12 protein-coding genes and 1 pseudogene are annotated in these 13,632 nt (G+C 74.3%); 10 read left to right on the top strand and 3 right to left on the bottom strand.

The genetic code is table 11. The annotated features are described in order from the left end of the window. Nucleotides 1–25 precede the first annotated feature (25 nt). Nucleotides 26–1,537, top strand: coding sequence for a cell division protein PerM (locus ABTY20_RS15305; protein WP_351997483.1), 1,512 nt, complete (start codon nt 26–28; stop codon nt 1,535–1,537). Between the two features lie 26 nt (nt 1,538–1,563). Here the strand turns inward: ABTY20_RS15305 and ABTY20_RS15300 are convergent, their stop codons facing one another. Further along, the gene (locus ABTY20_RS15300; RefSeq protein WP_351997482.1) at nt 1,564–2,367 is read right to left on the bottom strand and encodes a single stranded DNA-binding domain-containing protein; all 804 of its coding nucleotides are present in this window, start codon (nt 2,365–2,367) and stop codon (nt 1,564–1,566) included. A gap of 374 nt (nt 2,368–2,741) precedes the next feature. On the opposite strand from ABTY20_RS15300, the gene purN reads away from it, so the two are divergent. Together purN and purH are read left to right on the top strand one after the other, a co-directional pair. Beyond that, on the top strand, nt 2,742–3,380 hold the full coding sequence (purN, locus tag ABTY20_RS15295) for a phosphoribosylglycinamide formyltransferase (protein ID WP_351997481.1): 639 nt from the start codon (nt 2,742–2,744) through the stop codon (nt 3,378–3,380). After that, nucleotides 3,377–4,939 carry a bifunctional phosphoribosylaminoimidazolecarboxamide formyltransferase/IMP cyclohydrolase gene (gene purH, locus ABTY20_RS15290; protein WP_351997480.1) on the top strand — a complete coding sequence of 521 codons (1,563 nt, stop codon included), beginning with the start codon at nt 3,377–3,379 and terminating at the stop codon, nt 4,937–4,939. Before purN ends, purH begins: the two co-directional genes overlap by 4 nt. Before the next feature lie 52 nt (nt 4,940–4,991). On the opposite strand, the gene ABTY20_RS15285 is transcribed toward purH, so the two are convergent. Continuing rightward, nucleotides 4,992–5,594 carry an ALF repeat-containing protein gene (locus tag ABTY20_RS15285; protein WP_351997479.1) on the bottom strand — a complete coding sequence of 201 codons (603 nt, stop codon included), beginning with the start codon at nt 5,592–5,594 and terminating at the stop codon, nt 4,992–4,994. A gap of 196 nt (nt 5,595–5,790) precedes the next feature. Next, nucleotides 5,791–6,375: a hypothetical protein gene (locus ABTY20_RS15280; RefSeq protein WP_351997478.1), complete on the bottom strand. Its 585-nt coding sequence runs from the start codon at nt 6,373–6,375 to the stop codon at nt 5,791–5,793. A 280-nt stretch (nt 6,376–6,655) separates the two neighbouring features. Between ABTY20_RS15280 and ABTY20_RS15275 the strand changes: the two genes are divergently transcribed. From ABTY20_RS15275 to ABTY20_RS15245, 7 genes and pseudogenes are all read left to right on the top strand, one after another. Beyond that, complete coding sequence (locus ABTY20_RS15275) at nt 6,656–7,510, top strand: bifunctional methylenetetrahydrofolate dehydrogenase/methenyltetrahydrofolate cyclohydrolase (RefSeq protein ID WP_217128069.1); 855 nt, start codon at nt 6,656–6,658, stop codon at nt 7,508–7,510. Then, on the top strand, nt 7,500–8,006 hold the full coding sequence (locus tag ABTY20_RS15270; RefSeq protein ID WP_502991813.1) for a DUF3017 domain-containing protein: 507 nt from the start codon (nt 7,500–7,502) through the stop codon (nt 8,004–8,006). Before ABTY20_RS15275 ends, ABTY20_RS15270 begins: the two co-directional genes overlap by 11 nt. A 507-nt stretch (nt 8,007–8,513) precedes the next feature. Beyond that, complete coding sequence (locus ABTY20_RS15265) at nt 8,514–9,683, top strand: helix-turn-helix domain-containing protein (RefSeq protein WP_351997519.1); 1,170 nt, start codon at nt 8,514–8,516, stop codon at nt 9,681–9,683. Nucleotides 9,684–10,116: 433 nt separating this feature from the next. After that, entirely contained in the window at nt 10,117–11,106 is a 990-nt protein-coding gene (locus ABTY20_RS15260; RefSeq protein WP_351997477.1) for a malate dehydrogenase, read from the top strand. A 169-nt stretch (nt 11,107–11,275) separates the two neighbouring features. Beyond that, the gene (locus ABTY20_RS15255) at nt 11,276–13,000 is read left to right on the top strand and encodes an AbeC-like domain-containing protein (RefSeq protein ID WP_351997476.1); all 1,725 of its coding nucleotides are present in this window, start codon (nt 11,276–11,278) and stop codon (nt 12,998–13,000) included. Nucleotides 13,001–13,002: 2 nt separating this feature from the next. Beyond that, nucleotides 13,003–13,356 (top strand): hypothetical protein, encoded by a 354-nt coding sequence (locus ABTY20_RS15250; protein WP_351997475.1) that lies wholly within the window; start codon nt 13,003–13,005, stop codon nt 13,354–13,356. A 10-nt stretch (nt 13,357–13,366) separates the two neighbouring features. Next, nucleotides 13,367–13,632: pseudogene (locus ABTY20_RS15245) on the top strand (hypothetical protein); the annotation flags it as partial.

Below are 13,632 nucleotides of genomic sequence, written 5' to 3'. Positions count from 1 at the left end.
CGGGAAAGCGCGTGTCGTTGGGAGCATGGCGGGCGTGATCCAGATGACCGCTCGCCGTACCACGCCGGCCGCCCTGCTCACCCGGCTGCGCGACCGCTCGCCCGGGCTCGCCCCCGGCCTCCTCGGCGGCGCCCTCGCGGCCGGACTGGGGCTCGCGGCGTTCACCGTGCTCGTGATCCTGCTGTGGATCAGCTCGCCCTACCCCGACAGCGGGCCCGGCGGCGCCCTGCACATCGCGGCGGCGCTGTGGCTGCTGGCGCACGGCGCCGAACTGGTCCGCACCGACACGCTCTCCGGCGTCCCCGCGCCCGTGGGCGTCCCGCCGCTGCTGCTGCTCGCGCTGCCGGTGTGGCTGCTGCACCGGGCGGCCCGCGACGCGGCGGAGGGCGGTACGGACGGCGCCGGCGGCGAGGCCCCGCTCGTCCCCGGCCGCACCGCATGGGCGGGTGTCCTCCTCGGCTACCTCGCCGTCGGCGCGCCCGCCGCCCTCTACTGCGCGGGCGGCGTGCTGCGTCCGGCGTGGCAGTGGACCGTGCTGTGCGTGCCGCTGGTCGCCGGACTGGCCGCGGGAGCGGGGGTGTGGACGGCGTACGGCCGGCCGAGCGGACCGCTGGAGCGGGTGCTGGGCGCGGCGCTGCCGAGGGGCGTCCGCCACCTGGTCCTCGGGCCGTACGGCCGCCCCGGGGTCGTGGTACGGGCGGCGGTGGCGGGGACGACGGTCCTGGTCGGCGGCGGGGCGCTGCTCCTCGTGGGGTCGCTGGGCCGGCACGGCGGGGAGGCCCGGCGGGCGTTCCTGCGGCTGACGGAGGGCTGGTCGGGCTGGCTGGCGGTGCTGCTGCTCTGCGTCGCGCTGGTGCCGAACGCCGCGGTGTGGGCGGCGGCGTACGCCCTCGGCCCCGGTTTCCTCCTCGGGACCGGCACCCTGGTGACCCCGTCGTCCTCCCCGCCCGTCCCGCCGCTGCCCCCGTTCCCGCTGCTCGCGGCGGTACCGGACGCGGGAGCGGGGGCCACGTCGAACTGGGCGGTGGGGGCGCTGCCGGTGACGGCGGGGCTGGTGGTGGGGTGGTTCGCGGGACGGGGCGCCGCGAGCAGCGGACCCGCGCCCGCCCCGGCCCGGCCCGGGGCCCGCACCGCCGGTGCGGCGGGGCTGGCGGCCGTGCTGTGCGCGGCCCTGCTGTCCGTGCTCGCCGCGTTCGCCGGCGGACCGCTGGGGGTGGCGACGCTGGCCCGGTTCGGCCCGGTGTGGTGGCAGGTGGGAGCCGCGGCACTGGTGTGGCTCGTGCTGGTGGCGGTCCCCACGTCCCTGGCGGTACGCGCCTGGCGCCGCCGCCCGCCCGGGGACGGGGCGGGGGACCGGCGCCCGGGGGGAGGGGGAGCGATGACGCCGCTCCCGGGTGACGGCCGCGACGGGCCGCACCCGCCCCGCCGCCCCCGGGGACCCGCGTCCGGCCGGTGGAGCGGGGGCACGCCCTTCGGTGAGCGGGACGCGGACACCGCGCCCGGCGAGGGGGACCCCGCGTCCGGCGCCCGGGGGTGAGGCTCCGCCTCCGGGCGCCGGCGCGCTCAGTCGCCCATGCCCAGCAGGCCGCGCAGCTGCTCCGGGAGGAGGTCGTCGCAGGACTGGCGGGCGTCCTGGGTGAGGGCGTCCTGCGTGCAGGTGTAGTAGTCGCTGTAGACCAGCTGCGCCGTGAAGGACGCGGCGACCAGGGCGAGCGCCAGCGACCCCGTGACCAGTCCGCTCACCGCGGCCGTGGTCTGCGGGCGGCCCTTCGGCTCGGGCGCCGGGGCGTCCGGGTCCTGCGCACGGGGCTTGCCGCGCAGGGCGCTGATGCCCCAGTACAGGGCGAGCGCGCCCAGCAGCAGCGCGACGTACGGCCAGCTGAAGAGGCCGAAGAAGAAGGCCCACATGCCGGACAGCAGGGCGTACCGCGCACGGCGCTGGGCCGGGTCCGCGGGGTCCCAGCGCATGCCGGGCCCCTGGGGGCCGCCGCCCTGGCCCTCGGGGCCGCGCGGACGCTCGCCGAAACCGCCGGGCGAGCGGCCGGGCTGCCGGTCGCTCCAGTTCCGGCCCCAGGGGGAGCGGCCGCCCTCCCCGCCGGACGGATGCCTCGGCTGCCAGGGCCGGTCGGGAGCCCCTTCCGGCGGCGGAGCGAACGGATTGTCGTCCTGGGAGCCCTGGGAGCCCTGGGAATCCCGGGGACCACCCGTCCCCGCGGAGCCCTGCGCCCCACGGAGCCCGTCGTCACCCTCTCCCCGGGGTGCGTCGGGGGGCGAGGCGGGGCGCTCCCGCAGCAGCACGGTGCTCCTCTCCCCTCCCTGGGCGGACTGCTGGGGGAACGTGAGAAGTCGCAGGCTGCGGTCCGGCATCAAGTGAGCGTCTTCCCCTTAATGAAGCACGACGTGGTCCGGCGAGGCCGCCTCGCACGACGTATCGACTACGACTGGGCTGGTGAACCGGTGCGTTCCCGTCGGCTCTCCGCGGCCCGGGTCCGTCATCCTGTGAACGCCCGGTGCGCGGTTCGCGTTCCCACGCGCCCCGGGCGTTCCGGGACCGGTTCCTCCCAGACGCTACCTTCCGGCCACGCCCCCGTCCCGCGGGGGCCGCCCGGTGTGCCGGTATCGTTGCTGACGGTCGGCCGCTTCGTAGGCTTCCCCGTATCCGGGGACGCGAAGCATTCGTAGGAATGTACAAAGCGCTGTGCCGCCGGCCGTACAGACGCTCCCCGAGAAAGGGCCCCACCGTGGCCGCCAAGCCCGTGGCCGAGCGCGCCAGGCGTCTCGTCGTGCTGGTCTCCGGATCCGGCACCAACCTCCAGGCGCTCCTCGACGAGATCGCCGCCACCGGCGCCGAGGCGTACGGGGCCGAGGTCGTGGCCGTCGGCGCCGACCGCGAGGGCGTCGAGGGGCTGGCCCGCGCCGAGCGCGCCGGACTGCCGACCTTCGTGTGCCGGGTCAGGGACCACGCGTCCCGCGAGGAGTGGGACGCCGCGCTCGCCGAGGCCGTCGCCGCCCACGAGCCCGACCTCGTGGTGTCCGCCGGGTTCATGAAGATCGTGGGGAAGGAGTTCCTCGCGCGCTTCGGCGGGCGGTTCGTCAACACCCACCCCGCCCTGCTGCCCAGTTTCCCCGGGGCCCACGGCGTACGGGACGCGCTCGCGTACGGCGCCAGGGTCACCGGCTGCACCGTCCACTTCGTCGACGACGGCGTCGACACCGGGCCGATCATCGCGCAGGGCGTGGTGGAGATCCGGGACGAGGACGACGAGAGCGCTCTGCACGAGCGCATCAAGGAAGTCGAGCGAAGGCTGCTCGTCGAGGTCGTGGGGCGCCTCGCCCGCAACGGCTATCGCATTGAGGGACGAAAGGTAGTTATCCAGTGACCGCCGAGAGCAACAAGCGGGCCATCCGACGGGCGCTCGTCTCCGTCTACGACAAGACCGGCCTCGAGGACCTCGCGCGCGGCCTGCACGAGGCCGGCGTGGAGCTCGTCTCCACCGGGTCCACCGCCGCGAGGATCGCCGCCGCGGGCGTCCCCGTCACCAAGGTCGAGGAGCTCACCGGCTTCCCGGAGTGCCTGGACGGCCGCGTCAAGACCCTGCACCCCAAGGTCCACGCCGGCATCCTCGCCGACCTGCGCCTGGAGGACCACCGGCGGCAGCTCGCCGAGCTGGGCGTGGAGCCGTTCGACCTCGTCGTGGTCAACCTCTACCCGTTCCGCGAGACCGTCGCCTCCGGCGCGACGCCCGACGAGTGCGTGGAGCAGATCGACATCGGCGGCCCGTCCATGGTGCGCGCCGCCGCCAAGAACCACCCGTCGGTGGCCGTCGTCACCAGCCCGGCGCGGTACGCGGACGTCCTCGCCGCGGTGGGGGACGGCGGCTTCGACCTCGCCGCCCGCAAGCGGCTGGCCGCGGAGGCCTTCCGGCACACGGCCGAGTACGACATCGCCGTCTCCGCCTGGTTCGCCTCCGCCTACGCGCCCGCCGACGACTCGCCGTTCCCCGAGTTCCTCGCCACCAGCCTGGAGCGCTCCCGCACCCTGCGCTACGGCGAGAACCCGCACCAGCCCGCCGCCCTCTACACCTCGGGCACGGGCGGCCTCGCCGAGGCCGAGCAGCTGCACGGCAAGGAGATGTCGTACAACAACTACACGGACACGGACGCCGCGCGCCGTGCCGCGTACGACCACGACGAGCCGTGCGTGGCGATCATCAAGCACGCCAACCCCTGCGGCATCGCGGTCGGCGCGGACGTCGCCGAGGCGCACCGCAAGGCGCACGCCTGCGACCCGCTCTCGGCGTTCGGCGGCGTGATCGCCGTCAACCGGCCGGTCAGCAAGGAGATGGCCGAGCAGGTCGCGGAGATCTTCACCGAGGTCATCGTCGCGCCGGACTACGAGGAGGGCGCCCTCGAAGCCCTCACCAAGAAGAAGAACATCCGCGTGCTGCGCGCCCCGGGCCGCCCCGACCACCCGATCGACGTCAAGCCGATCGACGGCGGCGCGCTCCTCCAGGTCACCGACCGCCTCCAGGCCGAGGGCGACGACCCGGCCACCTGGACGCTGGCCACCGGCGAGGCCCTGACCGAGGCGGAGCTGGCCGACCTCGCCTTCGCCTGGAAGGCCTGCCGCGCGGTGAAGTCCAACGCGATCCTGCTCGCCAAGGACGGCGCCTCCGTCGGCGTCGGCATGGGCCAGGTCAACCGCGTCGACTCCGCGAAGCTGGCGGTGGAGCGGGCGGGCGCCGAGCGCGCGGCCGGTTCCTACGCCGCCTCGGACGCGTTCTTCCCGTTCCCCGACGGCCTGGAGATCCTCACCGGGGCCGGGGTGAAGGCCGTGGTCCAGCCCGGCGGTTCGGTCCGCGACGAGCTGGTCGTCGAGGCCGCGAAGAAGGCGGGCGTGACGATGTACTTCACGGGCACGCGCCACTTCTTCCACTGACGGCTCCGTCCGCCCGGCCCGCTCACCTGAGCGGGCCGGGCGGACGGGTGTCCTACTGGTCCACCTCGTACTGGCCGGTCTCCAGGAAGTACCGCAGCTCCTCGGGCGTACCGTCGATGACCTCTTCCGCGGCCGCGCGGAGGGCGTCGCTGATGTCCGGATCGGCCAGCATCCGCGCGACGGCGACGCGGTCGTCCTCGGCCTGCGCGAGGCGGTAGCCGGTCTCCAGCCAGGTGCGGAGCTTTTCCGGGGTGGGTGCGTCGAGGAGGTCGTTGATCTCCTGCTTGACGCGCTTTCCGGCGTAGGGCTTGCCGAGGATGGTGAAGACGGCGACGCGGTCGTCCTCGTACTGGGCGAGGCGGTAGCCGGTCTCCAGGAACGTCCGCATGTCCTCCACGGTGCCGTCCAGGGCCGTGTTGGCCTCCCGGGTGACGCGCTTCCCGGCGTAGGGCCTGCCGAGGATCGTCAGGATGGCGACGCGCAGCTCCTCCTCCGACATCTCGTCCACCGGCGTGCCGGGGTCGTCCGTACCGGCCGCCGCCGTGACGGCGACGGGAGCCGGCGCCGGGTCCGCGGCGAAGGCCGGGCCGGTGAGCAGGAGGGCCGGCGTCAGCGCAGTGGCGGCGACCGCCAGAACACCGCGTGTCGGTCTCATACGTGAACCTGCCTTGTGGGTAGGGGTTTTCACGGAGGGCGGCGGCTGCCGCCCCGAACACCCTGCCACCGTCGCCACGCGTGGATCACTGCGGGAAGCCGGAAGTCATGACGCCGGATCGTTGCCGGTGACGCCACAGGGCCGTGTCCCGTGCGGGTGGGACACGGCCCTGTGGCGCTGCGGAGACGGGACCGGCTCAGTACTGCGGGCGGTTGAACCAGTGGCCGCCGTTCCTGTTGGCGCAGAACACGATGATCAGGATGCCGAGCACCAGGCTGACCAGCGCGAAGACGTTGGCGCCGAGCAGGCTGATGACGCTGAACAGCGTGACCAGCGAGGCGTAGATGATGGCGGAGACGCGCACTCCGCCGCGGCCCTTGGAGAACTTGGCGGCCGTGAAGATCGCCCAGAACGCGAACGCCAGCACGATGACGCCGAGCGCGATCATGACGCCGGCGCCGATGCTGGCGACGGTGTCCGCGTCCTCGGCGGATATGTTCGGCTCGGAGGAGACGGCGTCCTCGAAGTAGTCCGCGAACCAGGCGCTGGCGGCCATCATCAGCACGCCGCCGAGCACCTGGAAGCCGCCGAGGACGTACAGCATCACGCGCGCGGCCTTGACGCCGCCGGGCATGACCGCCGGCGCGGGCTGGCCGTAGTGCTGCACCGGCGGGGCCGAGGGGTAGCCGTAGGAGGGCTGGCCGGGCTGCTGCGGGTGGCCGTAGCCGGGCGGCTGACCCTGCGGGGCACCATAGGGGTTGTTCGGGTCGCCGAAACTCATGGCGGTTCTTCCTCCGTTGCGCTTCAGGTGCGGGGACGCGCGAGGCTCGGCGCGGAGGAAGTCCTACAGATGCGGTCCGTCCCCCCGGTTCTGCCCGCGGCACTGTGTGCTCATCGTTCTTGACCGTTCCTTTCCCTGTCCAGGCGTAGGCCGTATGTGTTGTGCAAGTGCAACATCACGATCTTGACCGGAAACAGGCGATACGCGATCGGGCGGGGTCCGGCCGCCCGGAATGCGAGCGGATTGGAACCAGGGGCCGGTCATCCGCGAGGATGGGGCCATGACCGCCCAGATTCTCGATGGCAAGGCCACCGCAGCCGAGATCAAGTCCGATCTGACCGCCCGTGTGGCGGCGCTGAAGGAGAAGGGCGTCACGCCCGGCCTCGGCACGATCCTCGTCGGGGAGGACCCCGGCAGCCAGAAGTACGTCGCCGGGAAGCACCGCGACTGCGCCCAGGTGGGCATCGCCTCCATCCAGCGCGAACTGCCGGGCACGGCCACCCAGGAGGAGATCGAGGCGGTCGTCCGCGAGCTGAACGAGGACCCCGCCTGCACCGGTTACATCGTCCAGCTGCCGCTGCCCAAGGGCATCGACGAGAACCGCATCCTCGAGCTGATGGACCCGGGCAAGGACGCCGACGGCCTCCACCCGATGAACCTCGGCCGTCTCGTCCTCAACGAGCCGGCCCCCTTGCCCTGCACCCCCAACGGCATCATCACCCTGCTGCGCCGCCACGGCGTGGAGATCAAGGGCGCCGAGGTGGTGGTCGTCGGCCGCGGTGTCACCATCGGCCGTCCGATGCCCCTGCTGCTGACCCGGCGCAGCGAGAACGCCACGGTGACCCAGTGCCACACCGGCACCCGCGATCTGTCGGCCCACCTCCGCCGCGCGGACATCATCGTGGCCGCCGCCGGCAGCGCCCACCTGATCCGTCCCGAGGACGTCAAGCCGGGCGCGGCCGTCCTCGACGTCGGCGTCTCCCGCAACGCCGAGGGCAAGATCATGGGCGACGTCCACCCGGGCGTGGCCGAGGTGGCCGGCTGGGTCGCCCCGAACCCCGGTGGCGTCGGTCCGATGACCCGGGCCCAGCTGCTGGTCAACGTGGTCGAGGCGGCGGAGCGCAGTGTCGGCTGAGCACGGCGCCCCGGACGCCCCGGACGTCTCCGGCGAGCGGGAGCGGCCCGAGGACATCATGGTCCGCGACCCCGTCAGCGCGCCCGACGCCGAGGGCCGGCCGCGCCGTGCCACCCGGCGGTTCCCGCTGTTCACCAGGGACACCGCACGCCCCGAGGGCGGGGGCAGAGCGGCCCCCGGCGACGCCCCGGCGCCGGCCCGTCAGTGGCCGATCCTCTGCGTGCTGCTCGCGGTCGGACTGGGACTGCTGCTGACCTCGCTGGACCAGTTCCGGCTCGGCACCCTGCTGGTCGGCGTGGCCCTGCTGACCGGATCCCTGCTGCGCTGGCTGGTGCCGGACGTCGGCATGCTCGCGGTGCGCTCCCGCTTCACGGACATCGTCACGTACGGCGGTCTGGGGGCGGTGATCGTGCTGCTGGCGCTGATGGTGCAGCCGAATCCGCTGCTGGAGATCCCGTTCCTGAAGGACACGCTGCACTTCACGGTCGACGGCTAGGGCCTGTCCGGCACGATCCGCCGGACAGGCCCCACTCCGGGCCCGGACGCCGTGGACGGCGGCCCGTCCGCACCCCCGTGAGAGGACGGGCCGCCCGTCGGCGACCACCTTCCTGCACGGTGAAGGTCCTGTTCAACGCCTGCCCGGGCGCTGTGGCACGGAAGTGACCGTTCCGCTACGTCTCCCGGAATCCCCGTACGGTCCCGCGACGCGGCGGAGCGGGGACGGCGCGACCGCGCGGGGCGGGCCGGACGCCCCGGCCGGCTCGTACCGGGTCCCCTCCGGGCGGGGGGACGGCCGATGGGACACTGGACCGCGCGCGGGCGCGCGACGGTGTCCGCCCTCGGCCCCGACGCTCCCGTGCGCCCCCGCCCCGGGAACTGGGATCCTGCCCGACGGCATCCTCGTGGGTAGCCACGGCGGGGACTCGGCGAGGGGCGCCACGCGCGAGGGAACAACCAGCACCAACCGGGGGGAAGAGGGGAAGCAATGCCTCGTTGGAAGGCCTTGCCGGATGAACTCGATCCACAGATCAGAGAGTTCACGAGCCAGCTCAGGCGGGTCGTGGACCGCAGCGGCCTGAGCGTCGCGTCGGTCTCCGACCGCACGGGCTACAGCAAGACGTCCTGGGAGCGTTACCTGAACGGCCGGCTGCTCGCGCCGAAGGGCGCGATCGTGGCCCTGGCCGAGGTCACCGGGACCAACCCGGTGCACCTCACCACCATGTGGGAGCTGGCCGAGCGCGCCTGGAGCCGCTCGGAGATGCGGCACGACATGACGATGGAGGCCATCCGGATCTCACAGGCGCGTGCCGCGCTCGGCGAGCTCGCCGGCCCGCCCCCGGGGCCGGGCGGCGGGTCCGCCCGCAAGGGCGCGGCCGCGGTCCGCCCGGGCGTCGCGGGACCGGCCGGGGTCGCACCGGGCGTGCCGCCGCAGCCGACCGCCTCGGACGCGCGCGACGCCACCGGCGGCGTACCCGAGGACGGCGCGCCCGGGACGAACTCCTGGGGGGTCGCCGCACCGCGGGCGGGCCACGGCGGATCCGGGACCTCGGCGGACGGGTGGGTGCCCGGGGCCTCCGGAGCGTACGGCGCACCGCCCCCCGGGGCCTCCGGAGCGTACGGCGCACCGCCCCCCGGTGCCTCCGGCCGCGGCCGCCCGGACGGTCCGGGCCGGGCCGGCGGCAGGCGGCGCACGTCGAGGCTGGTCGTCGGAGCGGCGGGAGCGCTGGTGGTGATCGCCGCCGCGTTCTACGTCACCGGCACCGAGAGCGGGCAGAGCAAGGACGACGCCCGGCGGTCCCCCTCGCCCACCGCCACCGCCGGAGCCGACCTGCCTCCCGGCGTGAAGTGCGGCGGCGACGACTGCTCGGGGAAGGACGCCGAGGCCATGGGGTGCAGCGGCGACCTGGTGACCACCACGCGGACCGCGACCGTCGGCGCCACCACGGTGGAGGTCCGCTACAGCGAGACCTGCGCCGCGGCCTGGGGGCGCATCACGCAGGGCACGCAGGGGGACAGGGTCGAGATCAGCGCGGGCACGTCGAAGCAGAGCGACAGCATCACCGCCGCCGGTGACACGGTCGCGTACACCCCGATGGTGCCGGTGGAGGACGCGACGGACGCGAAGGCCTGCGCGGTGCTGGCCGCCGGCGGCGAGAGGGGCTGCACCGAGTAGCGCCCCGCACGCGGCCCGGCCCCCGCGCACACGGGTCCGTACGGATCCATGTATGTGGGGAAATCGTGGGGACGCGCATAGGACGGCGAAAGACGGGGAGGCGAGAAGTACCCCCACGGGAGTCCGGCACGGTCGGTCCCCGACGGCGGCCGCCCCGACCCCACCTCTCCCGGACGGAGCGGCCGCCCCTCACGTCCCCCTTCGGCTACCCGGGTACCCGGACCGTCACTCTGTGGGACGGGCCACAGGGAGCCCGGCCGTCCGCGTCCGTGGATGCGCGATAGCCTGACCGCTGGATCTCTCTTGACGCCAAGAGATCGATCATTCGAACCGATGATCGATCATCGTGGTGGACGCCGGCCGCGAGCCGGAGCGGGATCCCGCACCCCGGGGCAGGGACCGCCCCACCGCCAGCTGTCATACGGAGAACGCCATGACCCGCACTCCCGTGAACGTCACCGTCACCGGCGCGGCCGGCCAGATCGGTTACGCCCTGCTCTTCCGCATCGCCTCCGGCCAGCTGCTCGGCGCGGACGTGCCGGTCAAGCTGCGCCTGCTGGAGATCACCCCGGCGCTCAAGGCCGCCGAGGGCACCGCGATGGAGCTGGACGACTGCGCGTTCCCGCTCCTGCAGGGCATCGACATCACGGACGACCCGAACGTGGCCTTCGACGGCGCCAACGTCGCCCTCCTCGTGGGCGCCCGCCCGCGCACCAAGGGCATGGAGCGCGGTGACCTCCTCGAGGCCAACGGCGGCATCTTCAAGCCGCAGGGCCAGGCCATCAACGCCCACGCCGCGGACGACATCAAGGTCCTGGTCGTCGGCAACCCGGCCAACACCAACGCCCTGATCGCCCAGGCCGCCGCCCCGGACGTGCCCGCCGAGCGGTTCACCGCCATGACCCGCCTGGACCACAACCGCGCCCTGACCCAGCTGTCGAAGAAGACCGGCGTCCCGGTCTCCGAGATCAAGAAGCTGACGATCTGGGGCAACCACTCCGCCACCCAGTACCCCGACATCTTCCACGCCACGGTCGCCGGCAAGAACGCCGCCGAGGTCGTGAACGACGAGAAGTGGCTGGCCGAGGACTTCATCCCGACCGTCGCCAAGCGCGGCGCCGCGATCATCGAGGCCCGGGGCGCCTCGTCCGCCGCCTCCGCCGCCAACGCCGCCATCGACCACGTGTACACCTGGGTCAACGGCACCGCCGAGGGCGACTGGGTCTCCATGGGCATCCCGTCGGACGGCTCCTACGGCGTCCCCGAGGGCCTCATCTCCTCCTTCCCGGTCACCGTGAAGGACGGGAAGTACGAGATCGTCCAGGGCCTGGAGATCAACGAGTTCTCCCGCACCCGCATCGACGCCTCCGTCCAGGAGCTCGCGGAGGAGCGCGAGGCGGTCCGCGGCCTCGGCCTCATCTGAGCCCCTCAGGCCTCCGCGGGGCCCCGCGCCGGTTCGTCCGGCGCGGGGCCCCGCGCGTGTCCGGGCCCCGTACGCGGCCCCACCCGGCAATCCGGTTCGCCGGGACGCACGCTTCCCCTATGCTGATCCCCCGTCACTTCGAGTGTCAGCCGCGCATCGGGGGATCCGCGTGAGCACTGCCCACGTGCCGCACCAGTCACAGCACGGCGGCGCGGCGCCGCCGCCGTCCGACCCGCCGCCCACACCACCGCACGCCAGCGAGGCGTCCCGCCTGCTGTGCGCGGGCGTCTACCTGGACTCCGGCTACCGCGACCGGGTCATCGAGCAGCTCTACCTCCACGAGCAGCGCGTCGTCGCGCCCTCGCTCGGCTTCGACGCCGCCCGCGTCCTCGCGCACGCGCTGCGCGCCCGGCGCCAGGAGCTGCTGTGGGCGGCGGCCGTCCTCGGGCTGTGGGTGGTGGGCGGGCCGCTCAGCGGCGGCCTGCTCGCCTTCCTCCTGTGGCCCAGCCTGCTGCTCGCCGTCGCGCCCCTGCTCCGCGGGCGGGCCGCGCAGCCGCCCTGGTACCGCCGGCTCGCCGCGTCCCTGGCGCGCTGGACCGGCCGGGTGCTCACCGGGCTCGCCCTGCTGACGCTGGGCACGGTCGCCTTCGGCGGTGGCGCGGACGACGGCTCCGGGTACGGCTCCTCGTACGACTCCGGCGGGGACGACCTGCTGGAGGCGCTCACCGACTCCTTCGCGACCCTGGCCGAGCCGTGGCAGGCCTGGCTCGGGATCGGCGTGCTCGTCTGCATCGGCCTGTGCGCGGCGGCCCAGCGCAACCAGTTCGCCCGCGCCCTCGCCGCCGAACTGTCCCCGCGGCGTTTCCCGGACGCCGCCGGCGACCCCGCCGAGCAGGCCGAGGGGCAGCGGTTTCGGCGGCTGGCGCACCGCATCCGGCTGGAACAGCACACCCCGCTGGTCATGTACCACGAGGCGCGCCCGTTCTGCGGGGCGGGCGAGGCGTACGACACCTGGGTGCTCGCCGTGGAACTGCGGCCGGACGGGGAGAAGGAGCAGCAGCCGCTCGGCAACCGCGCGATCCTCGACCGGATCCGGCCGCTGCTGGAGCAGCTGCGCGTGCCCGCCGAGTACGCGGGCCCCGGCGTACGGGACCGGCTGCGCCGCCTGGAGATCGACGAGTGCGTGTTCCTGCCCGTCGAGGGGCTCCTCACCCGCGATCAGGCGCCCTACGGTCCGGCGGAGTTCGAGCAGCACCGGGGGCGGGCCGTCGAGGAGGGCGGCGAGAAGCGCCGGCACTTCCTGCGCATCCGCGTCGGCGGCTGGGAGGAGGAACTGGTCGTCACGGTCTTCGTGCGCGTCCACACACAGGGCCGGATGCTCATGCTGGAGATCGCCCCGCACGTGCTGACGCCGGTCCGCGCGGACTTCAAGGAGGCCGACCGCACCTCGCACCGGTTCCGCAACGACAACCCGTTCGGCCGGATCGCCGGCGCGGCCGTCCTGGTGCCCGGCTCCGCGGGCCGCTCGCTGGTGACGCTCGGCCGGGGCGCGGTGTACGTGTGGCAGCTGCTGACCGGCGGCCACGCGCACGCGCTGCCCGACGGGCCGGCCCTCTCGGTGCGGGAGCTGGCCTCGGCGCCCACCGGGTCCACCTTCCAGGAGATGGACGTCGCCCGGTACCTCAGGAGCGTCCAGGACCGCATCGGGCGCGGGGTGCGGCTGGCCCTGGCCGAGGCCGGCTACGAGACCGGCGAGTTCGTACAGAAGATCGTCAACATCAGCAACGGCGCGGTGCACATCGGCCGTGCCGACAACTCCTCGTTCGCCTTCGGCGACCACGCGCGCGCCGAGACCACGACCGGCGGCTCCCCGCCGCAGAAGGGATCCGACTAGCGATGGCGCCCGACCATCCGAACGTCAGCATCGGCCGTGCCGACAACTCCTCCTTCGCCTTCGGCGACCACGCCCGGGCCGAGACCCGCAACACCGCCCCCGCGGTGCGCGACGAGTCCGCCGAGCAACTGCTGGCGGCCGTGCGGGAACTCCGCGGCGACCTGGCCCGGCTGCGGGAGAACGAGCAGGCCGCCCGGCTGGACGAGACCCTCGCCGAGACCGAGGAGGAGATCACCCGGACCGGAACGGCCGGCGAGGGCCGCCTCCGGCGGCTGCGGGAGGTGCTCACGGACGCCCAGAACATCCTGACGCTGTTCGCGTCGGCGGGGGCCGTCGCCGGACTGCTGGGAATGTGAGGGGGACGGGATGAGCGGGGGACAGCGGTACTGGAACGAGGACGCCCAGCGCTGGGAGGACGGCGGCGACGGCGTCGCACCGGCCACCCCGCCGCCCCCGCCGCGCCCGGAGTTCCTGCCGTCCGCCCCGGACGTGCCGACGGGCGCGGCGCCCCCGCCGGACGACGTGCCGACGGGCCGCGTGCCGGCTCCCGCCGCGGGTCACGGAGCCCGGTCCGGCCCCGAGCCGCCGCACGGTGCCGCGTGGCCGCCCGCCGAGCCGGCGCCGTCCGCCGG

This window comes from Streptomyces sp. NPDC126497 (assembly GCF_040302425.1).
GTDB lineage: Bacteria > Actinomycetota > Actinomycetes > Streptomycetales > Streptomycetaceae > Streptomyces.
Note: the sequence above shows the minus strand (reverse complement) of the source record. Positions and strands in the feature narration are given on the sequence as shown.